The sequence below is a fragment of the Chelatococcus sp. YT9 genome (assembly GCF_018398315.1).
Lineage (GTDB): Bacteria > Pseudomonadota > Alphaproteobacteria > Rhizobiales > Beijerinckiaceae > Chelatococcus.
Genome location: NZ_JAHBRW010000002.1, coordinates 1,604,804 through 1,618,306, shown reverse-complemented (window position 1 = coordinate 1,618,306; position 13,503 = coordinate 1,604,804). Strand labels below are relative to the sequence as shown.

Sequence of the window (13,503 nt, the reverse complement as noted above, 5' to 3'; positions counted from 1 at the left end):
TTTATGAGATTCAACTTATGGTTATGAAGAATAGTTGCGACAGCGCACCAGCTCCGCGCGAGTGCGACGGCGGTAATCCCCCCATCCAAGAGAGCCGCGACTAAACGGCGGCCTGGGCCTTGGTCGTCTTCTCCCGGCCGAGGCCGAGATAGGCCTCCTGGATCGCCGGATCGTTGCGAAGCTTGGCCGCCTCGCCTTCCAGCACGACGACACCGTTGCGCAGGACGTACGCACGGTCGACCAGCTCCAGTGCGTGATTGGCGCTCTGCTCGACCATGATGATCGTCAATCCTTGCGCCTTCCAGCGCGCGAGGATCTCGTAGACCCGGTCGACCATGAGCGGCGAGAGGCCCATGGACGGCTCGTCGATACACAGGATCCGCGGCCGTCGCAGCCAAGCGCGCGCCATCGCCACCATCTGCTGCTCGCCTCCGGACAAGGTACCCGCCAGCTGGCTCAGCCGGCTGCCAAGCCACGGAAATTCCGCGATCACGTGCTCCAGGTCCTGTTCCAGCTTCTTCGCATCTCCCTTGCGACGAGAGAAAGCGCCCATGAGCAGGTTGTCGCGCACGGTCAATTCCGCGAACATGCGACGCCCCTCGGGAATGGACGCGACACCCTGGTCGATCACCTCGGCGGTCGTGCGGGCTTCCAGCGGCTTGCCGAAGAAATCGACCTCGCCCTTGCGCGGCTGCACCAGCCGCAGCACGGTCTTGATGGTGGTCGATTTGCCCGACGCATTGCCGCCGAGAACGGCGACGGCCTCGCCTCGATTGATATGGAGCGACACGTCGAACAAGGCTTGAACCGGTCCATAGAACACATCGATGTTCTTGAGCGCGACCGCCGGCGTTCTGGGATCCCCGAGCAGGTCCTGCTCGGGGCCATGCTGGAGATGGCCTCCACCGGTCGCGGCGGGCGTGGCTGGCAGAGCGCCGCTGATCGCTTTGCCGAGATAGGCAGCGGTCACCTCCGGATGCGCGAAGGCTGCGTCCGGTTTATCGTCGATAATCGCCCGGCCATGCGCCATGACGATCGTGCGCTCCGCCAGGCGGCGAACGATATCTAGCTTGTGCTCGATCATGATGATCGCCATGGCGGGAAAACTCTTGCGCAAGTCCAGCAGCAGGTCCGCCAGCTCATGGCTCTCGGTCGGGTTCATGCCCGCTGTCGGCTCGTCGAGGAGAAGAACATCTGGCCCGGCCGCCAGCGCGCGCGCAATATCGAGACGGCGACGATTGGCATAGGAGAGACTGTGTGAGGGTTTGTCCTTGCGCGAGACCAGGCGGTCACCGAACAATGCCATCACCGCCTCGGCTCGCTGCCGTGCCTCTTCTTCCGCATGCCGATAGGCCGGCAATCCGAGCAACGCTGCGATGGGTTCTGCGAAGGCACCGAAGCGCTTGGGCTTCGCGCCACCGCCGATCAACGCACGCTGAGTGCCGACCATTACGCTGTCCGCGATCGTGAGGGCGGGAAACACCCGGCTTGTCTGGAACGTACGTGCCACGCCGAGCGCGGAAATCGCTTCCGGCGAACGCCCGTCGAGGCGGCTGCCCTTGAAGGTGATCCGCCCGGCCGTAGGCCGCACGAAGCCGGTGATGGTCTGGACGAGTGTCGACTTGCCGGCTCCGTTGGGGCCGACGATGCCGATGAACTCGCCCGGGCTCACATGGATGGTGACATCATCGATGGCTTTCAGGCCACCGAAGCTCACGCTGACATTCTCGATGGCTAGCCCGTCGGCAGCCTTGGCGGGCGCTGCCACGGGGCGATGAAGCACGGCGACCGTCATCAACGAACTCCCGCAATGCCCTGCGGACGGAACCGCAGCGTGAGATAGAGGATCGCGCCGAACAGGATCCTCCTGTAGTCGGCGAAATCGCGAAGCACTTCCGGCAGCACCAGAAGAAGCACGGCGCCGATCAAGGCACCGGTGAGATTGCCGAGCCCACCGAGGACAATGATGGCCACCATGAGAAAGGAGCTGTCGAGACGGAAGCTATCCGGGCTGATGAAGCGATGCAGGAAGGCGAAGGCTCCTCCGGCTAGCCCGGCGCAGGCGCCCGCCAAAGCAAAGGACGTGACCAGATAACGCCGCACCGGCAAGCCCGCAGCATGGGCAGCGACTCGGTCCTCGCGGATCGCCCGCCAACTGCGGCCGACCGGGGAAGCCAGAAAGCGCCCAGCCGCGAAGATCGCGAGCACAAGCAGCGCCAACGCCTGCCAATATTGTGCCGCGAGGCTGCTCATCGACACCCCTGGCGCCACAAGAAGGCGTGGACGCGGAATGCCGAAAATACCGTTCGGGCCGCCGGTCACATCCGTCCAGTTGAGAAGGACGAGCCAGATGAGGACGCCCATCGCCAAGGTCGCGAGGCCGACCACATGGCCCGTGAGCGAGGCGCACAACAGGCCGATCATGGCCGCCAGGATGGCAGTGGTGACTGCCGCGAGCAGGAAGGCAAACTCCGCGGGCACGCCCCACAGCTTGGCGGCGAGCGCCGCCACATAGGCACCGACGCCGAAAAAGCCAGCGAAGCCGAGGAACATGATACCCGCCGCTCCCGATAGCATCGTCAGGCCCACGCTGAGCAGCGCGAAGATGACGATGACGAGACCGACCTGCACCACGTAGTCCGACAGGCCAACGAGAGGCAGGAGCGCGAGGACGGCGACGGCAGCCGCGAGCCAGACATAGGGGATGCTCAGCGGCCGGCCGGTCATTAGCGGCTGACCGCCCTGCCCGATCATGATGCTGGTCGACGGCATGACGCCCGATGCGCCACGCGAACCGCCTAGGGCATCGAGCCGCTTGTCGCCGAGCAAGCCCTGCGGGCGGACGGTGAGAATGAGGAGAAGCAGGCCAAAGGCTACCATATCGCGGAAGCCCTCGCCGACATAACCCACAGCCAAAGCCTCCAGCACGCCAAGCAGAAGGCCGCCCACCACGGCGCCGGGTATGCTGGCAAGCCCGCCGAGCAGGGCGGCGGTGAACCCCTTGAGCCCGAACGGCACGCCCATCTGCGGATAGAGGTTCTGATAGTACATCGCCACCATCACGCCGGCGATGGCGGCGAGCGCGGCCCCAAGGCCGAAGGCGAGCTGCCGGAGCCGATCGGTCGGAACTCCCATCTGGCGCGCTGCATCGAGATCCTGGGACATTGCCCTGAGGGCTCGGCCTGACCAGGTGTAAGTCAGGAACAGCCAGAGACCGACCATGATGACGAGCGACAGGACCAGGATGGCGATATCGACACCGGTGATGTAGGCCGCGCCCACAACCCAGCTGTAGTTGGAGAACGGGCTGGGAAAGCGATGCGCCTCGGGCGTCCAGATGATCTCCGCCGCCTGGTCGAGCATGAAGGTGAGCGCCAGTGTGGACAGGAGCGGCGCGATCCAGGGCGCATTCTCCAGAGGGCGCAAAGCGATGCGCTCTATCGCCATGCCGAGGAGCGTCGTGCCGAGGATCGATGCGATAACAGCGACCCCGAGCGGAAGTCCCAGGTTGATCCCGGTATAGGCGAGGAACGCGCCGAACATCAGCAGCGAGCCCTGCGCGAAATTGATGAGATTGGTAACGCCGAAGATCAGCGAGAAGCCAATCGCAACGAGCGCATAGACGTTGCCGATGACAAGGCCGTTGAGGATCTGGCTAAGGAATTCGATCATGTGCCGCGTCGCTCCGGATGGGAGGATCGGAAGACCCGCCGCGACGAACGCGGACAAGGCGCGGAAAGTGCAGGATCGGTATCGCGGGCTGGTTAAATGATCAGCCCGCGCTTTATTTATTTATACGGAGCGTAGGTATTGCCCTTGACCACGATATAGTTGATCTGACGCGGGCCAAGATCACCAGACCCTTCATACTTCAGCGTGCCGCTCACGCCCTGCAGCGGACCCGACGCGGCAATCTGGTCGCGGATAGCCTGCCGTGTGATCGGCGCCCCCTTGGCGGCCAGCGCCTCCATGGCCTTCGTCACGATGAGCATGGCGTCGTAGGTAAAGGCCGAGTAGTAATTCGGCGCCTTGCCGTATTTCGCCTCATAGGCCTTGCTGAAGGCGGCCGACTCCGGGGCCTCGGCCAGGAAGGGGGTCGGCATGATGACCCCTTCGGCGGCACCGCCCGCAAGCTCGATGAACTTGGGATCATTGAGCGTATCCGTGCCGGCGACCTTCATGCCGGGGTCGGCCTGACGCAGCTGCTGCATGAAGAGAGCAGATTCTGCGTAGTGGCTGACAAGGAAGATGCCGTCGGGCTTCGCAGAAAGTATCTTGGTGATGAGCGGACGAAAATCCCGCGTTTCCGGAATCATCGCCTCCGACAAGACAACCTCGACGCCCACGTCCTTCAGCGCCTTCGAAACCATCGTATTCGTCACCATGCCCCAGTCATCCTTGAAATAGACCAAGGCGACCTTCTTCATGCCCATCACTTTGGTCAGGAGATCGACATGAGGCTGCACCATCGATGCGTGAGTCGGCGTCGTCCGAAACTGGTAAGGACTGATCTTGACATAGTCCGGATGGCCGGCGGTCGGGGCAACCTGCGCAATATGCGCTTCCGCCAGGATCGGCCCGGCAGCCATTGATTCGGTGCTCGTCTGGCCGCCGATGACCGCCAGCACGGCCGCATCCTGCGCAAACTTCTGGGCAATATTCGCCGCCTCGCGGGGCACCCCGCGGCTGTCCTCGATGCGGACCTCGACAAGACGGCCGCCGATGCCACCCTTCGCGTTGATTTCCCCCACGAACATGTCGGCGGCTTCGCGGAAACGCAATCCCAACGCCGAGCGTTCACCGGTCATCGGACCGAACATGCCGATGACCAAGGGATCCGCAGCGCGGGCCGGGGCCCCCGCGATCAGAGCGGCGAGCGTTCCCGCCAGCACGATTCCAAATCCACGCATGTGATTTACCCCTCTGGTCTCTCATTGCAGGAGACTTTGGCTCGCCAAGCGAGTGACAAAAGTTTAGCTATTAAACTTGTTGGGCAACAAGCTTAAATTTTATCCAGCGCGAAATACTTTTATGACTGATCCACCGCGGGCGACGAATATGCATATTTCTGAGTATGTTATTGCAGAATCCCGCTGCGGCGCGCCGTGGAACACGCTGTAGGGTATGCCTCCCACACTAGAGAAAAGCGCCGCCTCATCAGCGCAAATGCCGCGAAAACATGCACAGGTGAGCGTCCGCACTTAACGCTCGACATGTCCAGCTAAACATTTCGCTTGCGAGCAGCGAGGAGCTAAGGCCTTATGTCTGCATGTCACGTATTGCCTCGCCCAATGCCGTCGCAACGCCGTCCGGCTCCGCCCGGGACTTCGAGCTCTATGATGAGCTCATGCCCGTTCGTCGCTACAAGATGCTGCTTCAGGCTTTTCTCAAGCGCCGCGGCTCCGGCAGCCGCCAAGCCATCGCCGAAGCACTGGGCAATACGCGCAGCTTTATCACCCAGATCACGAGCCCGGCCTATGATCTCGCGATCCCGGCGCAGCATGTCCGCACGATCGTCAAGATCGCGGGCCTCCAGCCAAATGAGGAGCGGATGTTCCTCGACGCCTATATCGCCGCTCATCCCGAGCGTGCCTCGGAGATCCTCGGGCGCGGCCAATCAGGACCCGGCAGCGCCACGATGACTTTGACCATCCCCCAGCTCACCAATCCGGCCGCCCAGCGTCGCCTCGAAGCTCTGATCGAACGCTTTGCCCGTGACGTAGCCGCAACCATGATCGCCAACGAAGCGGACACCGGCCCTCATGGAGAGCAAGAGGATTTGCCGTGAACAATCCGCTCGATCTCGGCGGCGTCATGCTCAGCGTGCTCGCCTGCGATCCGCGCGACCAGACGCTTGGCATCGCCCTCGCCTCGTCGGCGATTGCCGTGGCAGCCCGCTGCCCACATCTTGTTGTCGGCAAGGCTGTCGTCGCGAGCCAGGGCTTCAGCAACCTCAAGGTGGGACCACTCGCGCTGGACCTTATCCAATGCGGCCTGACCGTACAGGAGACGATGCAGGCCCTGCGCCAGCACGACCGGTGGATGGACTACCGCCAGATCGCCATCGTGGCAGCCTCCGGCGATATTGAGGTGCACACCGGGTCCATGAACGTGAACTGGGCGGGCCATGTCAGCGGGAGCGGCTTTGTATGCCTTGGAAACGGTCTGCCCGACCCCTCGGTGCTCGCCGCCATGCAGCGGCGTTTTGCCGATGGGCAGGGGCAGCCGATGGCAGAGCGCCTCCTCGCTTCCCTCGAGGCCGCGCGCGGACATCTCGGACCCGAAAGCCCGCTCGTCTCCAGCTCCCTTCTCGTACGTGCACCGGACGAAACGGTTCATATTGATCTGCGGGTGGATCTCGCGCGCGATCCGCCCGAGGCCGGCGGATGCGCGCTGGCTGATCTGCGCCGCTTGTTTGAACGCTACCTGCCACTCACCGAGATTTACCAGAAACGTTCCATGTCGCCGCATCCGACCTGATCGGCCGGGGCGCCAGGGCAAAGGAGGATTGATATGACCTTCACCATCGTCGCCCGTGATCCAGACACCCGCCAGCTCGGCATTTGCCTTGCCACGAGCCCTCTTGGTGTCGCATCCCGCTGTCCCCACGTTCGTGGCGGGGTCGCCGCCATTTCCTCCCAGTGCCACAGCAATTGGCGGCTAGGCCATATTGGCCTCGATCTCGCCGCCCGCGGTCTGTCGCCTGACGAAATCCTGCGCCTGCTCGCGAGCTATGATCCCCATTTTCACGCCTACCGCCAAGTGGGTATCGTGACGGTCGACGGCGCCGCTGCGGCCCATAGCCCGCCCAAAGGCGCGGCCTGGACTGGCCATCGCGTTGGCACAGGCTTCGTCGCGATGGGCAACGGCCTCGCTGGCCCCCAGGTCGTCGATGCAATCCATGACACTTTCGCCAGCGACACTGGTATCGATTTTGCCGAGCGGCTCGTCCGCGCCATCGAGGCCGGTTACGCGGCCGGCGGCGAACCAAAAGGACAAGCCTCCGCCGGCCTCGTCGTTTCGGCACCGGGCTGCGAGCGGCCGCTGGTCGACCTGCGGATCGACATGGCCAATCCATTGCCCAAGGACGGAGGGGACGCAGTCAGAGACCTGCGCCGCGCCTTCGATGCTTATAAGCCGCTCATTCCGTACTATGCCGACTATTGGCTCGATCATCCCGAGGTCAGCTACACCGAATGGCAGGAGAAGGCGGCCTGATAAGCCCGACCTCGCAGAGGGTTAGGCGCCGACGTCGCCGGCAATCCCGCGTCGCGCCTGGTCGAGTTCTTCAGAATAGCGGCGCAGGGCGTAGGCTTCCGTGAGCTCGCCCAGAACCTTCCGCTCGGCGAGGTTGTCAATGACCGCCAAGGCGTCAGTCTCCGCGGAATCGAACGCGGCCATTGCCTCTTTGACATTCATGGATGGCAGGAGCACCTGGTCACGGAAGGCCACAATGTCGGCAAGCGTATGCGCCTCTGCGCCGCCTTCGCTGCCAGCCGCGTGGGCCTGGGCAACCGAAGCGATCCCGACATAGCGGTCCTTTGCGTCGAGGACGATTGCCCGCGTGGCCGAACCGAGCGGGAAAGCCTTGCGAAAGGCCTCGATGGGCATGTCGACACGCGCCGTGCGGCTCGTCGGCCGCATCATGCGTCCGACGGTGAGATTGCGTATCCACCCGACGTCATAGGGGCTGCGGATCGTCTCACCGCGCAGATGCAGCCGCCATGTGGAGAATGAATAGCCGAAGAATTCGCGCACGATCATGCTCGAGGCAATGGCCGCGCAGAGTGCGAGACTGCCCGCACCGATGCTGCCCGTCGTCTCCAGTGTGAGGAAGGTCATCGTCATCGGCCCTCCGACGACAGCGACCGCAAGCGCGCTCATGCCCACGAAGGCCGACGTATTGATGTGCACGTCGAAGGCGGGCCATGCCAGGAGCAGCAGCCCGCCAAAAAGCTTGCCGAGCAGGGCTCCAAGGAATAGCGACGCGAAGAAGAGGCCTCCGCGAAAACCACAGCCCAGACAGATCGCCGAAGCAAGAGCCTTAAGCAAAAACACGCCCGCGAGAAGGGCGAGCGGCGTATGGCTGTTGAGCTCGACTAAAAGCGCGCCATGCCCAGCGGACAGCACCTGTGGCGTCAGCAGCGCCATCAAGCCCAACACCCCGCCGCCGATAGCGGGACGCAGCAGCATTGGTATGCGCGTATAACCGACCCACCGCTCAACCAGCGATACGCCCCGCATGATTCCGATGCCGACGAAGCCCGCAATGGCTCCGAGCAGGATATAAAGGGGGAAGTCGATCGTCGTCACGGCCGGCAGCGGATCGAACTGCAGGGGCACGGTTACACCGCCCAGCATGTCGGTAACCAGCATCGCCGTGAATGCAGCCACCATCACCGGCGCGGCCGTGGCGATCGAATAGGCGCCGATGATCAGCTCAAAGGCATAGAAACCACCTGCAATCGGCGCGTTGAACGCCGCCGAAATTGCCGCCGCCGTACCACAACCGACCAGCACGCGCATGTCCTGCCGCCTCAAGCGCAGAGCGCGGCCGGCCCTTGAGGCGAGGGCGCCGCCAATCTGCGTATAGCCGGCCTCGAGGCCGACCGAGGCGCCCACACCGTTGGAGAGGACCGTCTGTCCCGCAACGACCAGGCTATCGCGGGTCGACATCACGCCCCCATGAAGCGCGTTCGCCTCGATGGGATCAACCGCCACGCGCACCTTGCGCAACCGCATCCAATAGGCGATGGCGCCGAGGAGAAGCCCGCCCGCAGCCGGGACGAAGAAGCTATACGGCGGCAGATAGGTCGCGGCACTGAGACCTTCATCGAGCGCGACGCCGAACAGGACGTAGTGCGCGAGATGTGCGAAGCGGCTCATCGCCACGACTGCTGCGGCTGCAGCGCAGCCGATCCCTGCCGCAACCACGACAAGCAGGAATTCGCTGCGCCGCACCAGTGAACGGATGCGCTGCCGCCACTCGCCCGGCGTTTGGAGAAGGGGGATGGTCATGGAAACCGCTTGACGTGGAGGCGATAAGGACGGATCGGCTGCGCCGGCACGCCGATGCGCTCCCTTATCGCACAATCGCACGTCCCGCCATGAGGAGAGCGACGATTATAGCCTCTTCCCGCCCAACCTCGGTCGGCGCATTGATGTCCGGCGGTCAGCGGCGCGAGCGCAACCGGTCTGACGGAAGACCTCGCGCGCTCGCCGGTTGTCGAACGTGGCCTAAAGCGATCCGTGTGACGTGAGACCGGCACGAGGGGCGCGCGGCACTGCGACGCGCCCGCCTTGACGGATCCCGCGCAGTGCGCTCACTGACAATTGTGGATGTTTTTAGAAGGCCAGCTCGATCATGGACAACTCGCCGTCGCTATCGCTTGCTTTCGGCCGCGGCCATCTACCGATCGATGTGCCAGGCGATGTGGACGTCACGGTCATTCGAAAGGCCGTGCTGCCGAAGTTGCCCGACCAGGGGCAGGCCATTCTCGACGCCTTCGCGAAGCCTATCGGCGCGCGCCCTCTCGCCGAGCTGGCGAAAGGCAAGGAGAGCGCCTGCATCCTTATTTGCGATATCACGCGGCCGGTGCCGAACAAGCTTTTCCTGCGGCCCATGATCGAGACCATCATCGCGGCTGGCGTGCCGGCAGACCGCGTCACGGTTCTCGTCGCGACCGGGCTGCACCGCCCGAACGAGGGAGAGGAGCTCGCGGAACTGATCGGCGACCCATGGGTCCTGTCCCAGATCCGCGTTGAGAACCACTTCGCCCGCGATGACGAGGCCCATGTCGATCTCGGCCCCACGCCGACGCGTGGGACACCGGTCAAAATCGACCGGCGTTTCGTGGAGGCGGACCTGCGTATCGCTACGGGGCTCGTCGAGCCGCATTTCATGGCCGGCTGGTCCGGCGGCCGGAAAGTGGTGGCCCCGGGTGTCGCCGGTCATGAGACGATCCGCACGTTTCACTCCGCCCGTTTCATGGCCGATCCGCTGGCTGTGCAATGCAACCTTGTCGGCAACCCCCTGCATGAGGAGCAGCTCGAGATCGTCCGCAAGATCGGCGAGATCTACGCGCTGAACACCGTGCTCGACGAGGACCGCGACCTCGTTCACGTCACCTTTGGCGAGATCATCGAGAGCCATCTCGCGGCCGTCAGCTTCATCAATGCGGCGACGCGCATCCCCGTCGGCCGGCAGTTCGGCACGGTCATCACGTCCTCCGCCGGTTATCCGCTCGACAAGACCTATTACCAGACCATCAAGGGCATGGTGACGCCGCTCGACATCCTCGCCCCGGGCGGCACCCTGATCATCGCCTCCGAATGTTCGGAAGGCTTCGGCTCGCAGGAGTTCCGCGAAGCGCAGGAGCGGCTCGTCGCGCTGGGTCCCGAGCGCTTTCTCGCGACGCTCAAGGCCAAGTCACTCGCCGACATCGACGAGTGGCAGACGCAGATGCAGCTGAAGCCGTTGAATGCCGGCCGCGTGGTTCTCTACACCACTGGCCTCAACGATGCCGACAGGGCCGCAACGGGTGTCGAGATCACCACCTCGCTCGACGCGGCCATCGCCGAAAGCATCGCACGGCACGAGGACCGCAGCATCGCCATAATCCCCGAAGGACCCTATGTCGTCCCGGTCGTTGCGGCATGAGCGAGGGCATCGCCCATATCCATCTCGACGCGGTTGGCGGCGTTGCCGGCGACATGTTCTGCGCAGCGCTCATCGACACGTTTCCGGAACTCATGGAGCGGGTGCTGAGGGATCTGGAAGCGGTTCTGCCCGAAGCGGCCGGGCGACCTTCGCTTACGGCTGGCACGAGCGGCGCGATCCGGGTACAGCGGTTCAAGCTCCAGGCCACGCGACCGCCGGAGGCGCACCACCACCGCGGACACACAAGCAGCCGTCACGGTGGCGGAGCTGATCACAACCATCCAAACGGTGACAGTGAGGCGCGCAGCGATGAGCGCGCTGCCCCGGAGCATGTTGCGATCCACCGGCATGCGGATCATGGGCCTGGCAGCCGGTTCACTGACATGGTCGGACGCATCCAAGAGGCCGACCTGAAGCCCGGCACCGCTCCCCACGCGATCGCGATCCTGAGCATTCTGGCGGAAGCGGAGGCCTTCATCCACGGGGTTCCGATCGACGAGGTCCATTTCCATGAGATCGGCGACTGGGACTCGCTGGCGGACGTGGTCGCCGCCGGCTCAATCATCGCCGCCCTGCCGGGAACCCGATGGAGCGTCTCCGCGCTGCCGCGGGGGGCCGGGCTCGTCCAGACCCAGCATGGACTTCTTCCTGTGCCGGCCCCTGCGACCGCGCGGATCCTGATCGGCTTTCCCTTCCGCGATGACGGCGTGGCCGGCGAGCGGGTGACACCAACCGGCGCGGCGATCCTCAAGCATCTGGTAGCGGCACCGGACGGAGCGGCCACCGCCGCGGGCCGGCTCGTCGCAACCGGCACCGGAGCCGGCACACGCGACCTCAAGGTCATGCCCAACATTCTGCGCGCGCTGGCCTTCGGCGCGCCCGTCGCGGCCGAGACGCAAAGTCCACCCGCCCAGGACGAGGTCGTGGTGATGGCCTTCGACATCGACGACATGACCGGCGAGGAGATCGCCATCGCCGCCGACAAGCTGCGCGCCACCGCCGGCGTGCGCGATGTCGTCGTCGCGACGGCCTCGGGAAAGAAGGGACGGCTCATCCACACCTTCCGGCTCCTTGTCGAGCCAGCCCGGCGCGAGGCGGTGGCGCAGGTCTGTTTCCTCGAAACCTCGACACTTGGCCTACGCTGGCATCACGCGGCGCGCGAGATCTTGCAGCGGGCCGTCGTCACCGTGGAGCATGAAGGGGCGGCGCTGCCGGCCAAGGAGGCCTCGCGGCCGGACGGCAGCACGACGATCAAGGTCGAAAGCGACGCGCTTGCCGCTGCGGATGGTCTGGCCGCCCGTCGCCGGCTCGCTGCGGGCTACGCCCGCCGGGGGAAGCCATGATGGAGGTACGCACCATCGCCGCGCAGGACCGGCTCCGCGTGGTTCTTGCAAAGCTCCAGCCGCTGGCCATCGCCGTCTCGGGCGGGGTCGACAGCATGACCCTCGCCTATGTCGCCCATCGCTGGCATCCCCGGACAGCCAGGATGGTTCATGCCGTCTCGCCCGCTGTCCCGGCTGCGGCGACGGCCCGGGTGAAGGCGCATGCGGCGCGCCACGGCTGGGCGCTCGACGTGGTCGGAGCCGGAGAGTTCGACGATCCCGATTATCTCAGCAATCCGGTCAACCGGTGCTACTTCTGCAAGACTCATCTCTATGACCGCATCCGCGCCTTGAGCGGGGAATCGGTGATCGCATCCGGCGCCAATCTCGACGATCTCGACGACTACCGGCCGGGCCTGATCGCGGCCAAGGAGCGATCCGTCATTCATCCCTATATCGAGGCGGCTCTGGACAAGGCCGCCGTCCGTGCGCTCGCCGCCGTCCACGGCCTCGACGACCTCGCCGAGCTGCCGGCCCAGCCCTGCCTGTCGAGCCGTATCGAGACGGGGCTCACCGTGCGTGCCGAGGACCTTGCCTTCGTGGAGGCAGTGGAAGCGCGTCTCGCGGCGGCCGTCGGTGCGGGTGCGGGACGGGCTGCTCCCCTGCGCTGCCGGGTCACGCATCAGGGCATCGTCATCGAGAGCGACGGCGACAGGGCAGCCGTCGCGGCCATCGCCCGCGACATGTGCCGTGAGGCGGGCCGCCAATTCGCCGGCATTCGCTCCTACAGGCGCGGATCGGCCTTCCTGAGGGCCTGACCGGGGCGGATTGCATCAGGCGGATTTCATCATGGCAGATTTCATCTTGGATTGGGAGCGGGAGGCGCGCACCGGCGTGCCGGAGGCCGTGTTCTGTGCCGGCAAGACGGCCGGCGATATCGCCGCGATCATCGCCGCCGCGCGCGGCGAAGAAAGGCCCCTCCTCCTGACGCGCCTCAGCCCGGAAATCTGGGCCGGCCTTCCCGAGGCGAGCCGCGCCGGGCTCGACTATGACGCACGCTCGCGGACCGCCTGTCTCGGGGGGCGAGACGCGGGCCCCCAGCCATCGCGTTCCGTGGTGATCGTCGCCGCCGGCACATCGGATCTCGGCGTCGCGCTGGAAGCGCAGCGGACGCTGTGGTTTCACGGTATCGACGCGCCTTTGATCGCCGATGTCGGCGTCGCAGGGCTATGGCGGCTGATGGCGCGGATTGAGGAGATCCGGCACCACGACGTGGTTATCGCGGTCGCCGGCATGGAAGGCGCCCTGTTCAGCGTGCTCGCGGGCCTCGTCAAGGCGCCCGTCATCGCCGTGCCGACCTCGGTCGGCTATGGCGTCGCGGCAGGCGGCCAGGCCGCGCTGAGCACGGCGCTGGCCAGTTGCTCGCCCGGGATTGCCACGGTCAATATCGACGGCGGCTTCTCCGCGGCGATACTCGCCAAGAAGATGATTGACATCGGAAACGCCAATACTTGAGGGATA

At 64.9% G+C, this 13,503-nt stretch carries 11 protein-coding genes; 7 read left to right on the top strand and 4 right to left on the bottom strand.

The window, feature by feature from the left end; translation table 11 throughout:
• Positions 1-100: 100 nt before the first annotated feature.
• The 3 genes from KIO76_RS27350 to KIO76_RS27340 all read right to left on the bottom strand — a co-directional run bounded on the left by KIO76_RS27350 (position 101) and on the right by KIO76_RS27340 (position 4,910).
• Positions 101-1,795, bottom strand: a complete 1,695-nt coding sequence (locus tag KIO76_RS27350) for an ATP-binding cassette domain-containing protein (RefSeq protein WP_213326716.1) — start codon at positions 1,793-1,795, stop codon at positions 101-103.
• Complete coding sequence (locus KIO76_RS27345) at positions 1,795-3,672, bottom strand: ABC transporter permease (RefSeq protein WP_213326715.1); 1,878 nt, start codon at positions 3,670-3,672, stop codon at positions 1,795-1,797. The genes KIO76_RS27350 and KIO76_RS27345 overlap by 1 nt, the downstream gene beginning before the upstream one ends.
• A 116-nt stretch (positions 3,673-3,788) precedes the next feature.
• A complete protein-coding gene (locus tag KIO76_RS27340; protein ID WP_213326714.1) occupies positions 3,789-4,910 on the bottom strand; it encodes an ABC transporter substrate-binding protein in 1,122 nt (373 codons plus the stop codon).
• A gap of 359 nt (positions 4,911-5,269) precedes the next feature.
• Here KIO76_RS27340 and KIO76_RS27335 point away from each other — a divergent pair, with 359 nt between their 5' ends.
• The 3 genes from KIO76_RS27335 to KIO76_RS27325 are packed head-to-tail and all read left to right on the top strand — an operon-like array spanning position 5,270 to position 7,218.
• Entirely contained in the window at positions 5,270-5,788 is a 519-nt protein-coding gene (locus KIO76_RS27335) for a hypothetical protein (RefSeq protein ID WP_213326713.1), read from the top strand.
• A complete protein-coding gene (locus KIO76_RS27330) occupies positions 5,785-6,480 on the top strand; it encodes a DUF1028 domain-containing protein (RefSeq protein ID WP_213326712.1) in 696 nt (231 codons plus the stop codon). The genes KIO76_RS27335 and KIO76_RS27330 overlap by 4 nt, the downstream gene beginning before the upstream one ends.
• A gap of 33 nt (positions 6,481-6,513) precedes the next feature.
• Positions 6,514-7,218 carry a DUF1028 domain-containing protein gene (locus tag KIO76_RS27325; protein WP_213326711.1) on the top strand — a complete coding sequence of 235 codons (705 nt, stop codon included), beginning with the start codon at positions 6,514-6,516 and terminating at the stop codon, positions 7,216-7,218.
• Positions 7,219-7,239: 21 nt separating this feature from the next.
• Here the strand turns inward: KIO76_RS27325 and KIO76_RS27320 are convergent, their stop codons facing one another.
• Positions 7,240-9,018 (bottom strand): chloride channel protein, encoded by a 1,779-nt coding sequence (locus KIO76_RS27320; RefSeq protein ID WP_213326710.1) that lies wholly within the window; start codon positions 9,016-9,018, stop codon positions 7,240-7,242.
• Positions 9,019-9,364: 346 nt separating this feature from the next.
• Here KIO76_RS27320 and KIO76_RS27315 point away from each other — a divergent pair, with 346 nt between their 5' ends.
• The 4 genes from KIO76_RS27315 to larB are packed head-to-tail and all read left to right on the top strand — an operon-like array spanning position 9,365 to position 13,497.
• The gene (locus tag KIO76_RS27315; RefSeq protein WP_213326709.1) at positions 9,365-10,660 is read left to right on the top strand and encodes a nickel-dependent lactate racemase family protein; all 1,296 of its coding nucleotides are present in this window, start codon (positions 9,365-9,367) and stop codon (positions 10,658-10,660) included.
• The gene (gene larC / locus KIO76_RS27310; RefSeq protein ID WP_213326708.1) at positions 10,657-12,003 is read left to right on the top strand and encodes a nickel pincer cofactor biosynthesis protein LarC; all 1,347 of its coding nucleotides are present in this window, start codon (positions 10,657-10,659) and stop codon (positions 12,001-12,003) included. Before KIO76_RS27315 ends, larC begins: the two co-directional genes overlap by 4 nt.
• Positions 12,000-12,800 carry an ATP-dependent sacrificial sulfur transferase LarE gene (gene larE / locus KIO76_RS27305; protein ID WP_213326707.1) on the top strand — a complete coding sequence of 267 codons (801 nt, stop codon included), beginning with the start codon at positions 12,000-12,002 and terminating at the stop codon, positions 12,798-12,800. Before larC ends, larE begins: the two co-directional genes overlap by 4 nt.
• Positions 12,801-12,831: 31 nt before the next feature.
• On the top strand, positions 12,832-13,497 hold the full coding sequence (gene larB / locus KIO76_RS27300) for a nickel pincer cofactor biosynthesis protein LarB (protein WP_213326706.1): 666 nt from the start codon (positions 12,832-12,834) through the stop codon (positions 13,495-13,497).
• Positions 13,498-13,503 lie beyond the last annotated feature (6 nt).

Coding starts and splice junctions, on each gene's coding strand:
- KIO76_RS27335 (WP_213326713.1), top strand. CDS start 5,270: ATGTCACGTATTGCCTCGCCCAATGCCGTCGCAACGCCGTCCGGCTCC.
- KIO76_RS27315 (WP_213326709.1), top strand. CDS start 9,365: ATGGACAACTCGCCGTCGCTATCGCTTGCTTTCGGCCGCGGCCATCTA.
- larE (WP_213326707.1), top strand. CDS start 12,000: ATGATGGAGGTACGCACCATCGCCGCGCAGGACCGGCTCCGCGTGGTT.
- KIO76_RS27340 (WP_213326714.1), bottom strand. CDS start 4,910: ATGCGTGGATTTGGAATCGTGCTGGCGGGAACGCTCGCCGCTCTGATC.
- larB (WP_213326706.1), top strand. CDS start 12,832: ATGGCAGATTTCATCTTGGATTGGGAGCGGGAGGCGCGCACCGGCGTG.
- KIO76_RS27325 (WP_213326711.1), top strand. CDS start 6,514: ATGACCTTCACCATCGTCGCCCGTGATCCAGACACCCGCCAGCTCGGC.
- KIO76_RS27320 (WP_213326710.1), bottom strand. CDS start 9,018: ATGACCATCCCCCTTCTCCAAACGCCGGGCGAGTGGCGGCAGCGCATC.
- KIO76_RS27345 (WP_213326715.1), bottom strand. CDS start 3,672: ATGATCGAATTCCTTAGCCAGATCCTCAACGGCCTTGTCATCGGCAAC.
- larC (WP_213326708.1), top strand. CDS start 10,657: ATGAGCGAGGGCATCGCCCATATCCATCTCGACGCGGTTGGCGGCGTT.
- KIO76_RS27350 (WP_213326716.1), bottom strand. CDS start 1,795: ATGACGGTCGCCGTGCTTCATCGCCCCGTGGCAGCGCCCGCCAAGGCT.